Genomic DNA, 16,286 nt, shown 5'->3' on the forward strand with positions numbered 1-16,286 from the left:
GGCCGTCCCCGCGTCCCCCACAGACTCGGAGACCCTCATGCCAAGCACACCACCGCCGCCCGCCCAGCCGGTCGCCGCCGACTTCCAGGCCGGGGAGAAGGGACTCAGGGGCAGCTCGCTCGGTCTGGTGTCCAGCGTCGCCATCGGCCTCGCCTCGACCGCACCCGCCTACAGCCTGGCGGCCACCCTGGGGATCGTGATCGCCGGCGTCGGCCTGCAGTCACCGATCGTCATGATCCTCGCCTTCATCCCGATGCTGCTGATCGCCTACGGGTACAAGGAGTTGAACGAGGCCGACCCCGACTGCGGCACCACCTTCACCTGGGCCGCCCGGACCTTCGGCCCGCGCACCGGCTGGATGGGCGGCTGGGGGATCATCGTCGCCGACGTCATCGTGCTCGCCAACCTCGCCCAGATCGCCGGGCAGTACGGCTTCACCCTGATCGGCGCCGACTCGCTCGCGGCCAGCACCACCTGGACCACGGTGGCCGGCGTGGTCTGGATCGTCCTGATGACCTGGCTCTGCTACATCGGCATCGAGATCTCCGCCACCCTGCAGAAGATCCTGCTGAGCGTCGAGGTGGTGCTGCTCGCGATCCTCTCCGTCACCGCCCTGGTCAAGGTCTACAGCGGCCACGGCGTCGCGGGATCGACCCACATCTCCCTCTCCTGGTTCAACCCGCTGGCCATTGACTCCCCCAGCGCCTTCACCAAGGGCATCCTCGCCGCGATCTTCATCTACTGGGGCTGGGACACCGCCGTCTCGGTCAACGAGGAGACCAAGGACGCCACCCGCACCCCCGGGCGGGCGGCCGTGATCTCCACCGTGCTGCTGCTGCTGATCTACGCCGTGGTCAGCACCTCGGCGCAGGCCTTCGCGGGCGTCGGCGCCACCGGCAGCGGGCTGGGCAACCCCGCCAACTCCGGCGACGTGCTCTCCGGCCTGGGCGGGGAGGTGTTCGGCAGCAGCGGCATCGGCTGGTTCATGGCCAAGCTGCTCATCTTCATGGTGCTCACCTCCTCGGCCGCCTCCACCCAGACCTCGATCCTGCCGACCGCGCGCACCACGCTGTCGATGGCCGCGCACAAGGCGCTGCCCGACCGCTTCGCCCGCATCCACAGCAGGTACCTGACCCCGACCTGGTCCACGGTCGGCATGGGCGTCGCCTCGATCGCCTTCTACATCGTGCTCACCGTGGTCAGCAGCAACGTGCTGACCGACTCGATCGGCTCGATCGGCCTGGCGATCGCCTTCTACTACGGACTCACCGGCCTGGCCTGCGTCTGGTACTACCGCAAGGTGCTCACCCGCAGCGCCCGCGACCTGTGGTTCAAGGGCATCCTGCCGGGCCTGGGCGCGCTGATCCTGTTCGGGCTCTTCGTCTACGCCGCGTTCTTCGTCTACGCCGACCCCGCGTACGGGACCGGCAGCGTCACCCTGCCCCTGCTGGGCAAGGTCGGCCGGGTCTCGGTGATCGGGATCGGCTCGCTGGTGGTCGGCGTCGTGGTGATGTTCGGCTACGCCGCCGTGCGCCCCGCCTTCTTCCGCAAGGAGGTCATCCCCACCTCGGCCGCCCTCCCGGCACCCGCCGAGTAGCCCGCGCCTCCCCTGGCCCGTCCTGCGCCTCAGTCGGCGAGCGGCTCGTCCGCGAGGTACGGCGGCGCCGGCTCGTACTGGATGTGGCGGCGCACGGCGCGGGCGTGGTCGCGGCCGTGCAGCCGCCCGATCAGCCACAGGGCCAGGTCGATGCCGGCCGAGACGCCCTGGCTGGTGGCGAGTCGACCGTCGATCACGTACCGGGCGTCGCGCACCACCGTGATGTCGCCGCGGGCCTGCAACGCGTCCTCGAAGGCGTGGTGGGTGGCCACCCGGCGGCCGCGGGCGGGTCCGGCCTCGTGCAGCAGCAGGGCGCCGGTGCAGACGCCGGTGGTCCAGTCGGCCTGGGCGGCGGTCTTGCGGATCCACTCGACCAGCACGGGGTTGGACACCTCCCGCCGGGTGCCCTGGCCACCGGGGACCAGCAGCAGGTCCAGCGGCGGGTGGTCGTCGAAGGTGTGGTCGGGCAGCACCCGCATGCCCTTGCCGCAGCGCACCGCGCCCGGCCGCTCGGCGATCAGGACGGCCCGGTCCAGCTGTTCGGCCCCGCTGTCGTGGTCGGCCCCGCCGCGGAGGATGGCCGAGGTGGTGAACACCTCCCAGGGTCCGACGAAGTCCAACTCCTCGGCGCCGTCGAAGAGCAGCAGCCCGTACGTGGTCATCTGTACTCCCTCATGGGGTCGGCGAGACCCTGGCCGGGCCTCGCGGGTCGGAAGCGGTCCCGGTAGTCGGACGGCGTGACGCCGACCTGCCGGTGGAACGAACGGCGCAGCGTCTCCCCGGTGCCGAAGCCGCAGCTGCGGGCGATGGCCTCGACGGGGTCGTCGCCCTCGGCGAGCGCGCGGCGGGCCGCCTCGACCCGGACCCGTTCCACGTAGCCGGCGGGCGCGGTGCCGAGTTCCGCGGTGAACCTGCGCTGCAGGTGACGGGGGCTCAGGCCGGCCCGCGCCGCCAGGTCGGCGATGGTGTGCCGGGCGCCGGGGTCGGCGTGGATCGCCGCGACCGCCGTGCGGATCGGGCCGCTGGACGGCTGGCTCGACCAGAGCGGCACGCTGAACTGCGACTGGCTGCCGGGTCGGCGCAGGAAGAGCACCAGTTCCTGGGCGACGGCGTGCGCCACCGGCCGGCCCAGGTCGTCCTCGACCAGGGCGAGCGCGAGGTCCATGCCGGCGGTCACCCCGGCCGAGGTCCACACCCGCCCGTCCTGGGTGAAGATCGGATCGCAGTCCACCCGCAACGCGGGATGCTCGCGGGCGAGTTGTTCCGCGCGGGCCCAGTGCGTGGTGACCTGGCAGCCGTCGACCAGGCCGGCGGCGGCCAGCAGGAAGATCCCGCTGCAGACCGAGGTGATCCGCCGGGCCCGCGCGCCGGCGGCCGCGATCCAGTCGACCAGCGCCCGGTGCTGCCGGGCCTGGTCGACCCCCTGGCCGCCGACGGCCACCAGGGTGTCGATCCCCCGCGGTTCGAGCCCGGCCACCCCGAACTCGGCGTGCACCGGCAGGCCGCTGCTCGTTCGTACCGGCCCGGCGACGGGGGCGACGACCTGGCAGGTGTAGCCGCCCGAGAGCCGGCTCGCGTGCTGGAACACCTCGTGCGGGCCGACCAGGTCGAGCGGTTGGAACCCTTCGAAGATCACGAAGACGATGCGGGGCTTCTCCACGTCTCCAGCCTGCGGCCGCGCGTCCGATGGCGTCAACGACGGCCACCCAACGATTCGCGCCACCCGGCGCGGGCGCCGCGACGGCACGTAACGTCGATCCCGAGCTGGACAAGTACCGTCTCGCCGCCCCCGCGCACTCGCCGGCGTCCCGGACCCGGTCGGAGGATGACGTCGCGCGACGCCGGCCGCCGCGGTGGGAACGCGCGGGGAGGGGATCGGGATCGGGCGGTGCGACCGTCAGGCTGACCGGTTCGCCGCCCCAGGAGGCTGCTGTGACACATCCCCCCGACCGCCCCGGTGCGGTCCAACTGCGCGCCGCGCTCCAGGAGCTGGCCACCGTGGAGCGCTGGGCCCGGCGGGTGCGGGACGGGGGCAGCGGGGACGGCGGGGGCGGTGGACCGGACGGGGGCGGGGTTCCCGGCGGGCCGGCGGGGCCGGTGCTGCGGGTGGAGACGATGACCGGGAGCGGGATGCACAAGGTGGTCACGATCAGCCCGGCGGCCGGCCAGGACGAGGCGCAGTTCGCGGCGGTGCGCTCGGTGGTCAGGGCGCTGCTCGACCTGGCGGGCCATCAGGAGGGGCCCGTGTGCACCGAGGTGGAGCTCACCGCGCGCGGTCCGCGGATCCTGGCGTGCCGGCTCGGCGGGGCGGCCGCCGGGCCGGCCGGGTAGCGGGTGCTCGCGCGGTAACCCGGTGGGAACCGTTCGGGAAGTGCCGCAGCCACCATGGCTGGAGTCAGCAGCGGACACCGCGTGGCACAGCACGCGGAACAGCACGCGGAACAGCACACGGAACACCACTCAAAGGACGTGACCATGGGACGCAAGCCGGCCGCACTGCTCGGGATCCTCCTCGCTTCGCTGGCCCTGGTCCTGGGCCTGGGCACCGGTTGGGACGCGGCTGCCGGGGCAGCGCACCCGCAGCACCAGGTGCTGGCCGAGGACAAGGGCCCCACGGGCGGCTTCCCCCTCGCGCCGTGAGGACCCCGGCCGGGATCCCGGACAGCGGCCGGGGTGGGCGCCCACCGGCCTGCCTCACGCCCGCCGGCGGTCCGCCGGCACCCCCAGCGCCGTGAACAGCCGCTCGGCGGCCGCGCGATGGCCCGGCGCGCCCGCATCGCCCAGCGCCTCGGCCGCCTGGGCCAGCCCGGCCAGCGCGTAGGCCTCCTCGGTGCGGTAGTCGATCGCCGCGGCGCGCTGGTGCGCGTGGGTGTGCAGGGCCAGCGCCGCGCCGTGCTCGCCGCGGCGGTGCAGCAGCCGGCCGGCCGTGTTCTCCACCTTGGCCCGGCGCAGCGGCGAGGAGCTCGCCTCCACCAGCGCCAGTGCCCGCGCCAGGTGGTCGGCGGCCCGCTGCGGGTGCCCGAGCCGGTGCGCGACGTCGGCCGACAGGGCCAGCGCCAGCGCGACCTGGCCCGGTTCCTTCGTCTCGTCGCACAACTCCCGCGCCTGGCACAGCTGCTGCTCGGCCTCAGGGTACGAGCCCAGGCCCAGCAGGGCGGCGGCCAGATCGGTCAGCGCCACCAGTTCGTTCTCGTGCCGGCCCAGCTGCCGGCCCAGCTCGACCGCGCGCCGGGCCGCCTCGGCGGACTCGCCGTACCGCCCCCACTGCTCGTACAGCGCGCTGAGCAGGGTCAGGCTCTCCGCCTCGGCGCGTAGCGAACCCAGCTCCCGTTCGTGGGCGATCGCCCTGGTCAGGTGGGCGAGCGCCTCGGGGAAGCGGCCCAGCAGGCTCTTGTACAGGCCCAGGGTGCTCTCGCTGTGCGCCTCGGTCTGCCGGTCGCCGAGCCGGGCGGCCACGTCGCGGGCCTCCTGCGCGACCTCGACGCCCTCGGCGAAGTGGCCCAGCTTCCAGCAGGCGACGCCGAGGTTGGCCAGGCTCACCCCGAGCAGCGCCAGGTCGCCCAGCCGGCGCGCGGCGGTGACCGCGATCCGGCCCAGCGCCTGGAACTCGTCCAGGTGGCCGCGCGCGTGCAGTTGGAACATCACGTTGCGGGCCAGGCAGACGGTGTGCCGGTCGTAGCCGCGCCGCTCGGCCAGCGCGACGGCCGAGCGCAGCGCGGTGTGCTCCCGGGTGAACCAGGCCTGGGCCCGGGTGCCGTCGGCCAGCGCGGGCAGTTCGGCCGTGGCCTGCGGCATCCCGGCCAGGCTGCGGCGCCGGCCGGGGAACAGCTGCTCGCAGGCCGCCTCGGTGGCCGCCAGGTAGTAGTCGAGCAGCCGTTCGACGGCGGCCGCGTCCGCCGCCTCGGTCGGCCCGCCGCGCAGGCTCTGGGCGAAGCTGCGCACCAGGTCGTGGAAGGTGTAGAGGTCGATCTCCGGCTGCTGGAGGAGATGGACGTCGAGCAGCAGTTCCAGCACCGACTCGGCCGCCCGGGCCCCGCTGTCCAGCAGCGCGGCGGCCGAGTAGACGTCGAGTTCGCCGCCGGGGTGCAGGGCGAGCTGCCGGAACGCCGAGCGGCTCTGCTCGTCCAGGGTCTGGTAGGACAGGCGCAGCGTCGCGGCCACGCTCCGTTCGCCGGAGCTGAGTTCGTCCAGCCGCCGGGTCTCGTCGCGCAGCCGGTCGGCCAGGTAGCGCAGGGTCCAGCGCGGGCGGTTGCGCAGCCGGGCGGTGGCGATCCGCAGGGCGAGCGGGAGATGGCCGCAGAGCCGGGCCAGTTCGGCGGCCGCCTCGGGCTCGGCGGCGATCCGCGCCGCGCCGAGGATCTCGGTGACCAGGCTCGCGCTCTCCTCGGGTGCCAGCACGTCGATCGAGATCCACCGCGCACCGTCCAGGTCCACCAGGCGGGCCCGGCTGGTGACCAGGACCAGGCAGCCGGGCGAGGTGGGCAGCAGCGGGCGCACCGCGGCGGCGTCGGCGGCGTTGTCGAGCAGCAGGAGCAGCCGCCGGCCGACCAGGGTGGCCCGCCACAGCGCGGTGCGGCCCGCCACGTCGTCCGGGATCCGGTCGCCGGGCAGGCCGAGCGCCCGCAGCAGGGTGTGCAGCGCGGTGCCGGCGCCGACCGGCGGCTCGCCGGGGGCGTGGCCGCGCAGGTCGATGTGGAGCTGGCCGTCCGGGTAGGCGGCGGCCAGCCGGTGCGCGGCCCGCACGGCCAGCGAGGTCTTGCCGCTGCCGCCCATGCCGTCGATGGCCACGATCCGGGTCCGCGGCCCGCCCTCCTGCCGCGCGCAGGCGAGCAGTTCGGCGAGTTCGCGGTCGCGGCCGGTGAAGTCGGTGAGGTCGTACGGGAGGGTGCTGGGCGAGCCGGCGCCGGGCGGGGGCGGCGGGGCGGCGGCGGGCGGCAGGGTTGCTGACGGTCTGTCGGCCGCCGGCGGGGCGGCGGCCGGTTCGCGGTTGTCGCGCAGGATGCCCTGGTGGATCCGGGCCAGGCCGGGGCCGGGGTCGATGCCGAGCTCCTCGACCAGCAGCTCGCGGACGCGGCCGTACTCCTCCAGCGCCTCGGCCTGCCGCCCCGAGCGGTAGAGCGCGAGCATCAGCTGGCCGCGCGGGGTCTCGCGCAGCGGGTGCTGCTGGACGAGTTGGCGCAGGTCGGCCACCAGCTCGGCGCTCTCGCCCAGGCCCAGCCGCAGCTCGAAGAGCTGCTCGGCGGCGGCCAGTCGGCGCTCCTCCAGCGCGGTGGCCGCGGCCTGGATCACCGGGCCGCCCGCGCCCGAGAGGACCGGGCCGCGCCAGAGCGCGAGTGCGTCGCGCAGCGCCTCGACCGCCTCGGCGGGCTGCCCCGCCGCCGCGGCCTGCCGGGCGGTGCGGACCAGGGCGCCGAACTCGGTCAGGTCCAACTGCGCGTCCGTGATCGCCACCCGGTAGCCGGGGCCGTCGGTGACCAGCACCTCGCCGCCGGCCCGCAGGCTCCGGCGCAGCTCCGCGACGGCCTTGCGGACCTGGTGGGAGGCGGTGGCGGGCGGGTCCTCGGCCCAGACCGCGGCCACCAGCCGGGAGACCGGCAGCACCTTGCCGGGGTCCAGCAGCAGGGTGACCAGCACCCGCTCGCGGATCGTCCCGCCCAGCCGCAGCCGCTGCCCGTCCTGCCAACCCTCCAGCGGGCCCATGATGTTGAAGCGCAGCCCACTCCGAGCGCCAGCAGGCATAGTTCCCCCTACCCCTTCTCACCCCGCAGAAGATCGCCGCGATGGAATGTCGCCGCGGCCGAACATCGGATCACGGACAGAACTGGCCCCCGCTGGATGATAGGCCGCGCGCTGATCATGCGGTACTGCCCCGGGAAGCCCGCTGGTCACACGGTGCCGCCCGGGGCTGCCGGGGGAAGCCGGGAGAGGTCGGCGGGAAGCCGGTGGGAAGCCGCCCCGGCGGGCGGTACCGCGCAGGGAAAAGATCGGGAAGCGCCTCCCGGAAGCTGCTGTCATCGGACGCCCCGCCGGACCGGACCCAGGGCCTCACCGCCCGGGGACCGGCAGCCCGCGGCGGGGCACGGCGGCTGATCGGGCCGGCGCACGGTGCCCGGACGGGCCGGCGTGCGGCCATCCTCGGACCACGGAGGTCATCTGATGAACGCTCAGGCTCCATCGGCCGGACTCGGCGTCCTGCTGCGCAGCGCGCGCCGCAGGGCCGGCCTCACCCAGCAGCAGCTGGCCGGTCTCTCGACGGTCAGTGTCCGGGCCATCCGGGACCTCGAGCAGGGCCGGGTCCAGCACCCGCGCAAGGACACCATCCGGCTGCTCGCCGACACCATGCGACTGAGCGACACCCGCCGGGCCACCCTCCAACTCGCGGTCGGGAACGCCTCGGTCGGCAGCACCCTGGGCGACCTGTACGGCGTCGAGCTGGCGCCGCCGCCGGCCCCGCTGCGGCCGCTGACCGGGCGCGGGGCGGAGCTGCGGGCGCTGACCTCGCTGCTCGGCGCGGAGCACGAGCGGCTGCTCACCGTGGTGGGTCTGCCCGGTGTCGGCAAGTCGCGGCTCGCGCAGGAGGCGGCGCTCTGCTGCCACGCCCAGGCCCGGACGCCGGTGCTGTGGGTGCCCATGGACCGCACCGCCGAGCAGCCGTCCGGGGCCCCGCAGCGACCGCAGTCGGCCCTGGTCGGCTGGGTCAGGTCGCTGCTCGCACAGGGCGGGAACGGCGGGACCATGGACGAACTGGCGGCCCTGGTCCGGGATCGGCCCACCCTGCTGGTGCTGGACGGCTATGACGCGGCGCAGGGCGGCCTGGGGCCCGGCCTGCTGGGTCTGCTGCACTCCTGCGAGCGGCTGAAGGTGCTGATCACCAGCCGCCGCCCGGAGCGGACGCTGGACGGCCGGGTGCTGCCGCTGACCCCGCTGCCGCTGCCGGGGCCGGGGCCGGGCGGCCCGGGTCGGGCGGGGGCGACAGCCACGGCCGAGCAGGCCGGGCCGGCCGTGGAACTGATGCTGTCGTACGTCAGCCACCTGCGCCCCGACCTGCTGCCGACCGAGTCGGTGGTGGCCACGCTGGCCCGGATCTGCCAGGCGCTGGACGGGCTGCCGCAGGCGCTGGAGGCGGCCGGCTCCTGGCTGCTGCTGTACTCCCCGGAGCAGTTGCTGGAGATCGTCCGCAGCACGCCGCTGGCGCTGATCGACGGCGCCGCCCCGCCGCTGCCCGGGGACGGCCCCCGGTTGAGCGGGCTGCTTGCGGACACGGTGCGCGAGCTGAGCCCACGGCTGGCGGCGCTGCTGCGCGCGGTGGCGCCGCTGACCCGCTCCTGGACGGTGGAGACCGCCGCCCGGGTGCTCGGCATCCCGCCGGCGGCGGCGGCCCGGGAGGTCCACGCGCTGGTGCTGCACGGCCTGCTGCGCCAACTGCCGGCCACGGCGGGCGGGCCGGCCCGGTTCAGCGTGCTCAACCTGGTCCGGCCGCTGGGCCTCGGGCAGCCGTCGGCGCCGTGCGCGCCGTCAGCGCGGGCGGCCGTGGCCGGGCAGGCGCCGGTGCTGGCCGGTGCGCTCGCCTAGGCGGCCGGCTCACCGCCCCGCACGGCCGTCGGGAACGGCGGCCGAGTCGAGCTCGTGCTGCCGGCGCAGCCAGGAGCGGCCGAGCAGCAGGGCGGGCAGCAGCGCGGCGGTCATCACGCACCACAGGGCGCCGCGCGGCCCGAGCAGCGAGCCGAGCGCGCCGCCGGCCAGGGCGCCCAGCGGGATCGCGCCGAAGACCAGGAAGCGCATGGTCGCCGAGATCCGCCCGAGCAGCCGGTGCGGGGTGTGCCGCTGGCGGAAGCTGCTGACCACCACGTTGTAGACGACCAGGCCCGCCACCGGCACGATGGCGCCGGGCAGGAAGTACCCGGTGGCCGGGCCCGGTCCGGTGAGCGGCAGCAGCAGGCCGAACGGAGCGGTGGCGGCCAGGCTGTACACGATGGCGCGCGGCTCGCCCAGCCGGCGGGCCAGCGGGGCGGCGGCGACGGCGCCGGCGATCCCGCCGACCCCGGTGGCGGCCAGCAGCAGACCCACGGCGGCGGGCGGCAGGTGCACGGTGCGGACCAGGAAGACCACCAGGATCGCCTCGTAGGCGGTCATCGCCAGGTTGGCCAGCGCGGCGACGACCGTCAGCAGCCGCAGCACGCGGTGCCGCTGGACAAAGCGCAGGCCCTCGCCGATCTCCCGCCAGACCGAGGCCGCCGGTCCCCGGCCGGGAGCGGTGCCCTCGGTGCGGCGGGCGGGCTCGGGGGCGAGCAGCAGGCAGAGGGTGGAGACGGCGAACGAGCCGGCGTTCACCAGCGGCCCGACGGCGGCGCCGAGCAGTTGGGCGAGCGCGCCGCCCAGGCCCGGGCCCGCGATCTGGGCCGAGGACTCGCTGCCCTGCAGCCGGCTGTTGGCGGCGACCAGGTCCTCGGAGGGCACGATGAGCGGCAGGTAGACCAGGTAGGCGGTGCTGAAGAAGACGTTCGCCAGGCCCAGCACCAGGGCCACCAGGAGGATCTGAGTGATCGTCAGCAGCTGGGCGGCGGCGGCGACCGGGATGCTGAGCAGGGCGGCGGCCGAGACGGTGTTGCAGCAGATCATCAGCCGCCTGGGGCTGCACCGGTCGACCCAGACCCCGGCGGGCAGGCCGACCAGCAGCCAGGGCACCCACTGGACGGCGGTGATCAGCCCGACCTGGAAGGTGCCGGCGTGCAGCACCACGGTGGCCAGCAGCGGCAGCGCCACCCCGGTGATCGCGGTGCCGAACTTGCCGGCGGACTCGCCGATCCAGAGCAGTCGGAACGCACGGTTCGTCCGCAGACCGGAGCCGGCCGCGGCCCCCGGCGTCGGCTCCAGCGTCGTGGTCATCCGGCACCGACCAGCAGCGGCCCACCGCTCAGCGTGCGCAGCAGCGCGGGTCGGTCGATCTTGCCGTTGGGGTTCAGCGGGAGCCGGTCGAGGTGCACGAAGCGGCGCGGCACCATGTGGACGGGGATCCGCTGCCGCAGCCAGGCCTTGGTGTCGGCGCGGGGCAGCGGCTCGCCGGTGTGGCAGGCCACCAGTTCGGCTCCGCCCGCCCCGGGGACGGTGAGCACCACCGCCTCGACCACGCCGGGGTGCCGCCGCAGGGCCGTCTCGATCTCGCCCGGCTCGACCCGGTAGCCGCGGACCTTCAACTGGTCGTCCATCCGCCCGAGGTGCACCAGCGTGCCGTGCTCCCAGCGCACCCGGTCACCGGTGCGGTAGTAGTGCTCCGGGGTCAGCGTGCCCTCCTCCTGCCGGACCTCGGCCGGGTCGGCGGTCGGCCGCAGGAAGCGGCCCCGGTCGTTGGCCGGATCGAGGTAGCCGTCGAACCGCTGGACCCCGCGGACGCACAGCTCGCCCTCGGCCGCCTCGCGTCCCTGGTCGTCCAGGACCGCGAAGTCGAGGTGGTCGTGGACCAGTCCGATGGGCACCGAGTCGGTGGAGGTCCGCGGCCACTGCGCGGGGTCGGCGGGGAGCTGGTACGCGGTGCAGGCGATGGTCAGTTCGGTCGGCCCGTAGACGTTCGCGATGGCGCTGTTCGGCGCGACCGCGCGCCAGGCCTCGACGTGCCGGTAGGTCAGCTGCTCACCGCCGAACACGCTGTGGCGCAGCGAGGTCGCCAGTCCGGTCGGCAGATTGCCGAGCGCCGCGCTGACCGAGATGAGCGAGGGGACCGACAGCCAGTGGGTGATGCCGCGCTCGACCACGTAGGCCACCGGGTTGAGCAGTTCGCCGCGCTGCGGGACGACCAGGGTGGCGCCCCCGCCCCAGGTGACGAAGAGGTCGTACACCGACGGGTCGAAGGTGAGGTCGAAGATCTGCGTGGTCCGGGCCCCGGGGGCGACCTCGAAGCGGTCGATGTGGTGCGCGATGAACGGGGAGACGTTGCGGTGCCGGATCGGTACGCCCTTGGGCCGGCCGGTCGAGCCGGAGGTGAACAGGACGTACGCGAGGTCGTCCGCACCCGTCCGGTACGGCGGCAGCGGGACCTCGGGCTCGGCGTCGGCCGGTTGTGCGGTGAGCTCCCGGTCGGTGAGCGCGAGCAGGGTGGGCCGGGGCCCGCCGTCCGTGGCCGGGTGGCACTCGGGCGCGTCGCTGACCAGGACGTCCGCGCGGGCCAGCGAGCACACCGCCTGGTTCCGGGCCGCGGGGTGCTCGGGGTTGAGCGGGGTCACCGCGGCACCGAGGCGCTGCGCCGCGAGGTAGCCCGCGTAGGCGACCAGGGTGCGGGAGGCGCGCAGGGCGACGCGTTCGGGTCGGGTGCCGTGGGCGGCCAGGATCCGCCCGGCCAGCCGGTCGGCGTGGCGGCTCAGCTCCTGGTAGCTGTAGCGGGCGTCGCCCACCTCCAGGGCCGGAGCGTGCGGACGGGCCGCCACGGAGCGGGCGAACCACTCGTACAGGGTCTCGGGGATCCGCGATGGCGTTGGGTCAGACATGGAGCACCTCGGCTCGGGGGGCGGCCAGCCGGCTCAGCTGGGCGGCCACGGGTTCGACATCGGTGTACAGGAAGTCATGGGCGCCCTCGAACGTCGCGAACTCCGTGGCCGCACCGGTGTACCCGCGCCAGGCGCTCAGCGCCGCTCCGCTCGGCGCGGACGGGTCGGCGGCCGCGTTCCAGACCGACAGCGGGGTGGCGATCGGCCGCACGGGCCGGGACCGGTAGGCGTCGACAGCCCGGTAGTCGGCGCGCCACGAGTCGATCAGGAAGCGCAGCAACGCGGGCTCGCCGGCCAGCCCCTGGGGCAGCGCGCCGCCGCTCACCCGGCGCAGCACCGACGCGTCGTCGAGCCAGTCGCCGGCGGGGGCCGGGAGGCGGTGCGGCGGAAGCTGGCCGGCCACCACCAGGGCGCGCACCACGCCGGGGGCCGACTCCTCCAGCCTGCGGACCAGTTCCAGCGCGATGTACGCGCCCAGGCTGTGCCCGAGGACCACCAGCGCGTCCGGGCAAGGGCCGTCGGCCAGCTGCCGCGCCAGCTCGGCGGCCCAGCCGGGGATCGCGTCCACCTCGCCGGCGGGGCCGGCGGCGACCGGCCGCCGGAGCGCGACGGCCGTCGGCACGTCGGTGAGCGCCGCGGTCAGCGGTCCGACCGTGCGGGCGGTGCCGCCGATGCCCGGAATCACCAGGACCGCGCTCCCCCGGGCCGGCAGCGGCGGGTGCAGCCGGATCACCGGGCGTCTCCCCGCAGCGCGTCGGCCAGTTGCTCCAGCACCTCGCGGTAGGCGGCGGCCAACGCCTCGGCGCCGGCCCCGGCGGGCGCGGCCCCGTCGCAGGTGATGACGGTGACCAGCCGCGCGCCGTCGACCGCGGCGTGGACCTCGATCGGGTGGGAGAGGAAGTTGTCCGGGTACCGGTCCGCGCCGACCGCCTCGGTGGCGTCGGTGAACAGCTCCTCGGCCCGCTCGGTGAACCGGCCCAGGTAGTTGACCAGCACGGTGGGCACCACCGCGCCGGCGGCGTCGGCCCCGGCAGCGGCGAGCTCCCGGCCCGCCGCGGTGATCAGGGCGCGGGGGCCGGGTCGGCCCGGGGTGAGGACGACGGTCCGCAACTGGGTGAACCAGCCGGTCGTGCGGCTGATGTCCAGCCCGGCGGGGGCGGTGTCCCGGCCGTGCCCTTCGACCTCGACGCCGACCTGCTCCAGGCCGTTGACCCGGGCGACGGCGCGGGCGACCGCGGCGACCAGCACCGCGTCCATCCCCACGCCCAGCTCGGACCGGACCCGGCCCAGCAGGGTCGCGGTCACCTGCTCGGACGCGCGCACGGTGACCGTGGCCGCGTCCGCGACCCGCGCGCCCCGGGCCGCCGGCGAAGTGGCCCTCGCGGCGGGCCCGGTGGCGCAGTGCCGGGCCCACACGCCGTACGGGCTGGTCGGCGCCGGGAGGTCGACCGGCTGCCCGAGTTCCAGCCGCCGGTAGCTCCTGGTCAGGTCGGCGCGCAGGATCCGCCAGGAGGCGCCGTCCACCGCCAGGTGGTGGGCGGTGACGAAGAGCCGGCGCCCGGCGTCGCCGAGTTCGAAGAGCGCGGCCCGCACCAGCGGGCCGTGGCCGGGATCGACCGAGCGCTGCAGGCGGGTGGTGTGCGCCAGCAGCTCCCGCTCCCGCGCGGCGGTGGGGCGGCCGGACAGGTCCAGGTGTTCGAGCATGACGCCGGTGCGCGCGGCGTAGCGCAGCCGGGCCTCGCCCGGGCCGTCGACCAGGCGCAGCCGGAAGGAGTCGTGGTGGTCCACGACGGCGGTCAGGGCCGCCGCCAGCAGCGCGGCGTCCAGGCCGTCCGCGTGCCACAGCGCCGACTGGGTGACGTGGCGCGGGTGCGGCTGCGCGGTGCACAGCCGGTGCTGGGCGGCGGTCAGCGGGAAGTCCTCCGGCGCGGCCTCGGCACTGCGGGCGAGTGGGGCACGGGTGATCCGGGCCGCGAGTTCGGCCACCGTCTGGTGCTCGATCAGGTCGAGCGGGGTGAAGTCCAGCCCCTCCTCGCGGGCCAGCGCGACCGTCTCGATGATCAGCAGCGAGTCGCCGCCGAGTTCGAAGAAGTTGTCGGACCTGGTGACGGGCACCCCGTCCAGGACCTCCGACCAGACCGCGGCCAACCGCTCCTCGACGGTGCCGGCGTTCAGGGTCACAGTCATGTCATCCCCTCCCGAGGATTCAGCGGCCGACGAGCCGCACCGGCAGCTCGTCCAGGCCGAAGTTGATGATCGACTTGTTGTGCCGCGGGATCCCGGTCAGCTCCACGGTCCGCACCTGGTCCCGCAGGGCCGTGAAGATGGCGGCCAGTTCGGCCTTCGCCAGGGCCGCGCCGAGGCAGAAGTGCGGCCCCCAGCCCAGGCCCAGGTGCCGGTTGGGCGACCGGTCCAGCAGCAGTTCCTCGGGGCGCTCGAACTGGGCCGGATCGTGGTTGGCCGCCCAGGTCCACACCACCACCTTCTCCCCCGCCCTGATCTCGGCCGCGCCGAGCCGCACATCCCGGGCCGCGGTGCGCAGCACGTGCAGTCCCGAGGAGGTCCAGCGCAGCAACTCGTCCACCGCGTCCGCCGGTTCGATCTCCCCGTCCCACAGGGCCCGCAGCTGGCGGGGGCTGCGCAGCAGTGCGAGCATGCCCAGCGCGGCGGTGTGCCGGACCGTCTGGACGCCGCCGACCAGGATGTTGTCCAGGTTCAGCACCACGTCCTCGATCGGCAGCAGGCTGCCGTCCGTCCGGTGCGTGGCCAGCACGCTGACCAAGTCGTCGGCCGGGCGCGCGCGGTGGGCGATGGTGTGCATGAACAGGTAGCGGATCAGCTCCTGGTGCCCCGCGCGGCGCTCCTGCGGGCCGGCGCTCAGGAAGGCGCGGTCGGAGAGCGCGACCACCTTGGCGCGGTCGGCTTCCGGGATGTCCAGCAGATCGCACATCACCGCGAGCGGTACCGGGGCGATCATGTCGACGAAGTTGACCTCGCCCCGGGCCAGCCCGGCCCGCACGGCCTGCCCGGCGATCTCGGCCAGCCGTGGCGTGTAGCCCGCGGTGTTGCGCGCGTTGAAGAACGGGGTCAGCGGGGTGCGGATGGTGCGGTGCACCGGCGGGTCGCTGAACGCCATCATCCGGCCGGAGCCGGCCGGCGCCGAGCCGTCCGGGGAGGTGCCCAGCAGCGAGCCGCCCAGCGAACTGAAGTTCTCGGCGTCACCGAGCACTTCGGCCGCGTGCTGGTAGGAGAGGACCGCCCAGGTGGGTCCGTCGCCCGCGACCGTCATCCGCCGAACGGGCGCGTCCTCGCGCAGCGCGTCGATCCGCGCCGCGACGTCCGGGCCCTCCCAGAACGTGGTGTCGGACAGGTCCAGGGCCGCGTCAGGCACTGGGGCCCGGTCCGCCGCGACGGCGGCGGGCCGGCGGGCGGGCGCGCTCGGCCCCACCGGCTGGACGGCGGTGGCGGCGACGGCGCGCAGCAGCTCGGCCGGGCCCGGGTCGGTGGGGACGGCGAGCAGGTGCCCGCCCTCGACCACGGTGGTGTCCACGCCGTGCTCGGCGACCTCCGCCCAGGCCGCCAGGTCCTGACCGCAGACCAGCGGATCACCGGCGCCGACCACCGCGTGCAGCCGCGTCCCGGACAGCGGGCCGGGGCGGTAGCGGTAGGTGCGGCAGAGCGCGAGGTCCGCGCCGGTGGTGGCCAGCGCCAGCGCCTCGAACTCGGCGTTCTGCGCGACGATCCGGTCGAACCCGGTGGCCGCCAGCAGCCCTGCCGCGTCCAGCCGCTCCGACAGCTCGCCCGCCCACCGCTGCGGCGCGTGGCAGGAGGCGGGGACCAGGAAGCGGGGGCGGTGGCCCGGCGGCAGGGCGCGGGCCACCTCGTAGCCGAGCAGGGCGCCGAAGCTCTGCCCGTAGAGCCCGAAGGTGATGCCCGGGTGGGTGTGCGGCAGCAGTGCCCGGACCACCTGGTCCACCAGCGCGTCGAAGTCCGCCGGCAGCGCCTCGCGCAGCCGGGCGCCGCGACCGGGCAGGCGCAGCGCCCACACCTCGGTGTCGGGTGCCAGGGCGCGGGCCAGTGGCGCGAACGCCGAGGCGTCGCCGCCGGCGTGCGGGAAGCAGAACAGCCGGACGGGCGCCGCGGGCCGCGGGGCCGGCAGCAGGAACCAGTCGTCCACCACGTGCGGCCGGTCCGGTCGGCTTTCCACCATC

Annotated in this window: 12 protein-coding genes; 4 read left to right on the forward strand and 8 right to left on the reverse strand. The window is 75.4% G+C overall.

Features of this window, described 5'->3' with window-relative positions:
• Positions 1-37 precede the first annotated feature (37 nt).
• Complete coding sequence (locus OG403_RS01455; RefSeq protein WP_329560711.1) at positions 38-1,597, forward strand: APC family permease; 1,560 nt, start codon at positions 38-40, stop codon at positions 1,595-1,597.
• Between the two features lie 29 nt (positions 1,598-1,626).
• On the opposite strand, the gene OG403_RS01460 is transcribed toward OG403_RS01455, so the two are convergent.
• Entirely contained in the window at positions 1,627-2,259 is a 633-nt protein-coding gene (locus tag OG403_RS01460; protein ID WP_329560714.1) for a DJ-1/PfpI family protein, read from the reverse strand.
• Positions 2,256-3,257 carry a GlxA family transcriptional regulator gene (locus OG403_RS01465; RefSeq protein ID WP_329560716.1) on the reverse strand — a complete coding sequence of 334 codons (1,002 nt, stop codon included), beginning with the start codon at positions 3,255-3,257 and terminating at the stop codon, positions 2,256-2,258. The genes OG403_RS01460 and OG403_RS01465 overlap by 4 nt, the downstream gene beginning before the upstream one ends.
• Before the next feature lie 272 nt (positions 3,258-3,529).
• Between OG403_RS01465 and OG403_RS01470 the strand changes: the two genes are divergently transcribed.
• Positions 3,530-3,928 (forward strand): hypothetical protein, encoded by a 399-nt coding sequence (locus OG403_RS01470; RefSeq protein WP_329560718.1) that lies wholly within the window; start codon positions 3,530-3,532, stop codon positions 3,926-3,928.
• A gap of 144 nt (positions 3,929-4,072) precedes the next feature.
• Complete coding sequence (locus tag OG403_RS01475; protein ID WP_329560719.1) at positions 4,073-4,237, forward strand: hypothetical protein; 165 nt, start codon at positions 4,073-4,075, stop codon at positions 4,235-4,237.
• A 54-nt stretch (positions 4,238-4,291) separates the two neighbouring features.
• Here OG403_RS01475 and OG403_RS01480 read toward each other — a convergent pair whose 3' ends face one another.
• Entirely contained in the window at positions 4,292-7,336 is a 3,045-nt protein-coding gene (locus OG403_RS01480; protein ID WP_329560721.1) for an AfsR/SARP family transcriptional regulator, read from the reverse strand.
• Positions 7,337-7,753: 417 nt separating this feature from the next.
• Here OG403_RS01480 and OG403_RS01485 point away from each other — a divergent pair, with 417 nt between their 5' ends.
• Entirely contained in the window at positions 7,754-9,169 is a 1,416-nt protein-coding gene (locus OG403_RS01485) for a helix-turn-helix domain-containing protein (protein ID WP_329560723.1), read from the forward strand.
• Positions 9,170-9,178: 9 nt separating this feature from the next.
• Here the strand turns inward: OG403_RS01485 and OG403_RS01490 are convergent, their stop codons facing one another.
• The 5 genes from OG403_RS01490 to OG403_RS01510 are packed head-to-tail and all read right to left on the reverse strand — an operon-like array spanning position 9,179 to position 16,285.
• On the reverse strand, positions 9,179-10,483 hold the full coding sequence (locus OG403_RS01490; RefSeq protein WP_329560725.1) for an MFS transporter: 1,305 nt from the start codon (positions 10,481-10,483) through the stop codon (positions 9,179-9,181).
• A complete protein-coding gene (locus tag OG403_RS01495) occupies positions 10,480-12,075 on the reverse strand; it encodes an amino acid adenylation domain-containing protein (protein ID WP_329560726.1) in 1,596 nt (531 codons plus the stop codon). The genes OG403_RS01490 and OG403_RS01495 overlap by 4 nt, the downstream gene beginning before the upstream one ends.
• Positions 12,068-12,808, reverse strand: coding sequence for a thioesterase II family protein (locus OG403_RS01500; RefSeq protein WP_329560728.1), 741 nt, complete (start codon positions 12,806-12,808; stop codon positions 12,068-12,070). Before OG403_RS01500 ends, OG403_RS01495 begins: the two co-directional genes overlap by 8 nt.
• A complete protein-coding gene (locus tag OG403_RS01505; protein WP_329560729.1) occupies positions 12,805-14,262 on the reverse strand; it encodes a condensation domain-containing protein in 1,458 nt (485 codons plus the stop codon). The genes OG403_RS01500 and OG403_RS01505 overlap by 4 nt, the downstream gene beginning before the upstream one ends.
• A gap of 19 nt (positions 14,263-14,281) precedes the next feature.
• Positions 14,282-16,285: a cytochrome P450 gene (locus OG403_RS01510; protein ID WP_329560731.1), complete on the reverse strand. Its 2,004-nt coding sequence runs from the start codon at positions 16,283-16,285 to the stop codon at positions 14,282-14,284.
• Between the last annotated feature and the right edge of the window lies 1 nt (position 16,286).

It is taken from the genome of Kitasatospora sp. NBC_01266 (assembly GCF_036242395.1).
GTDB lineage: Bacteria > Actinomycetota > Actinomycetes > Streptomycetales > Streptomycetaceae > Kitasatospora.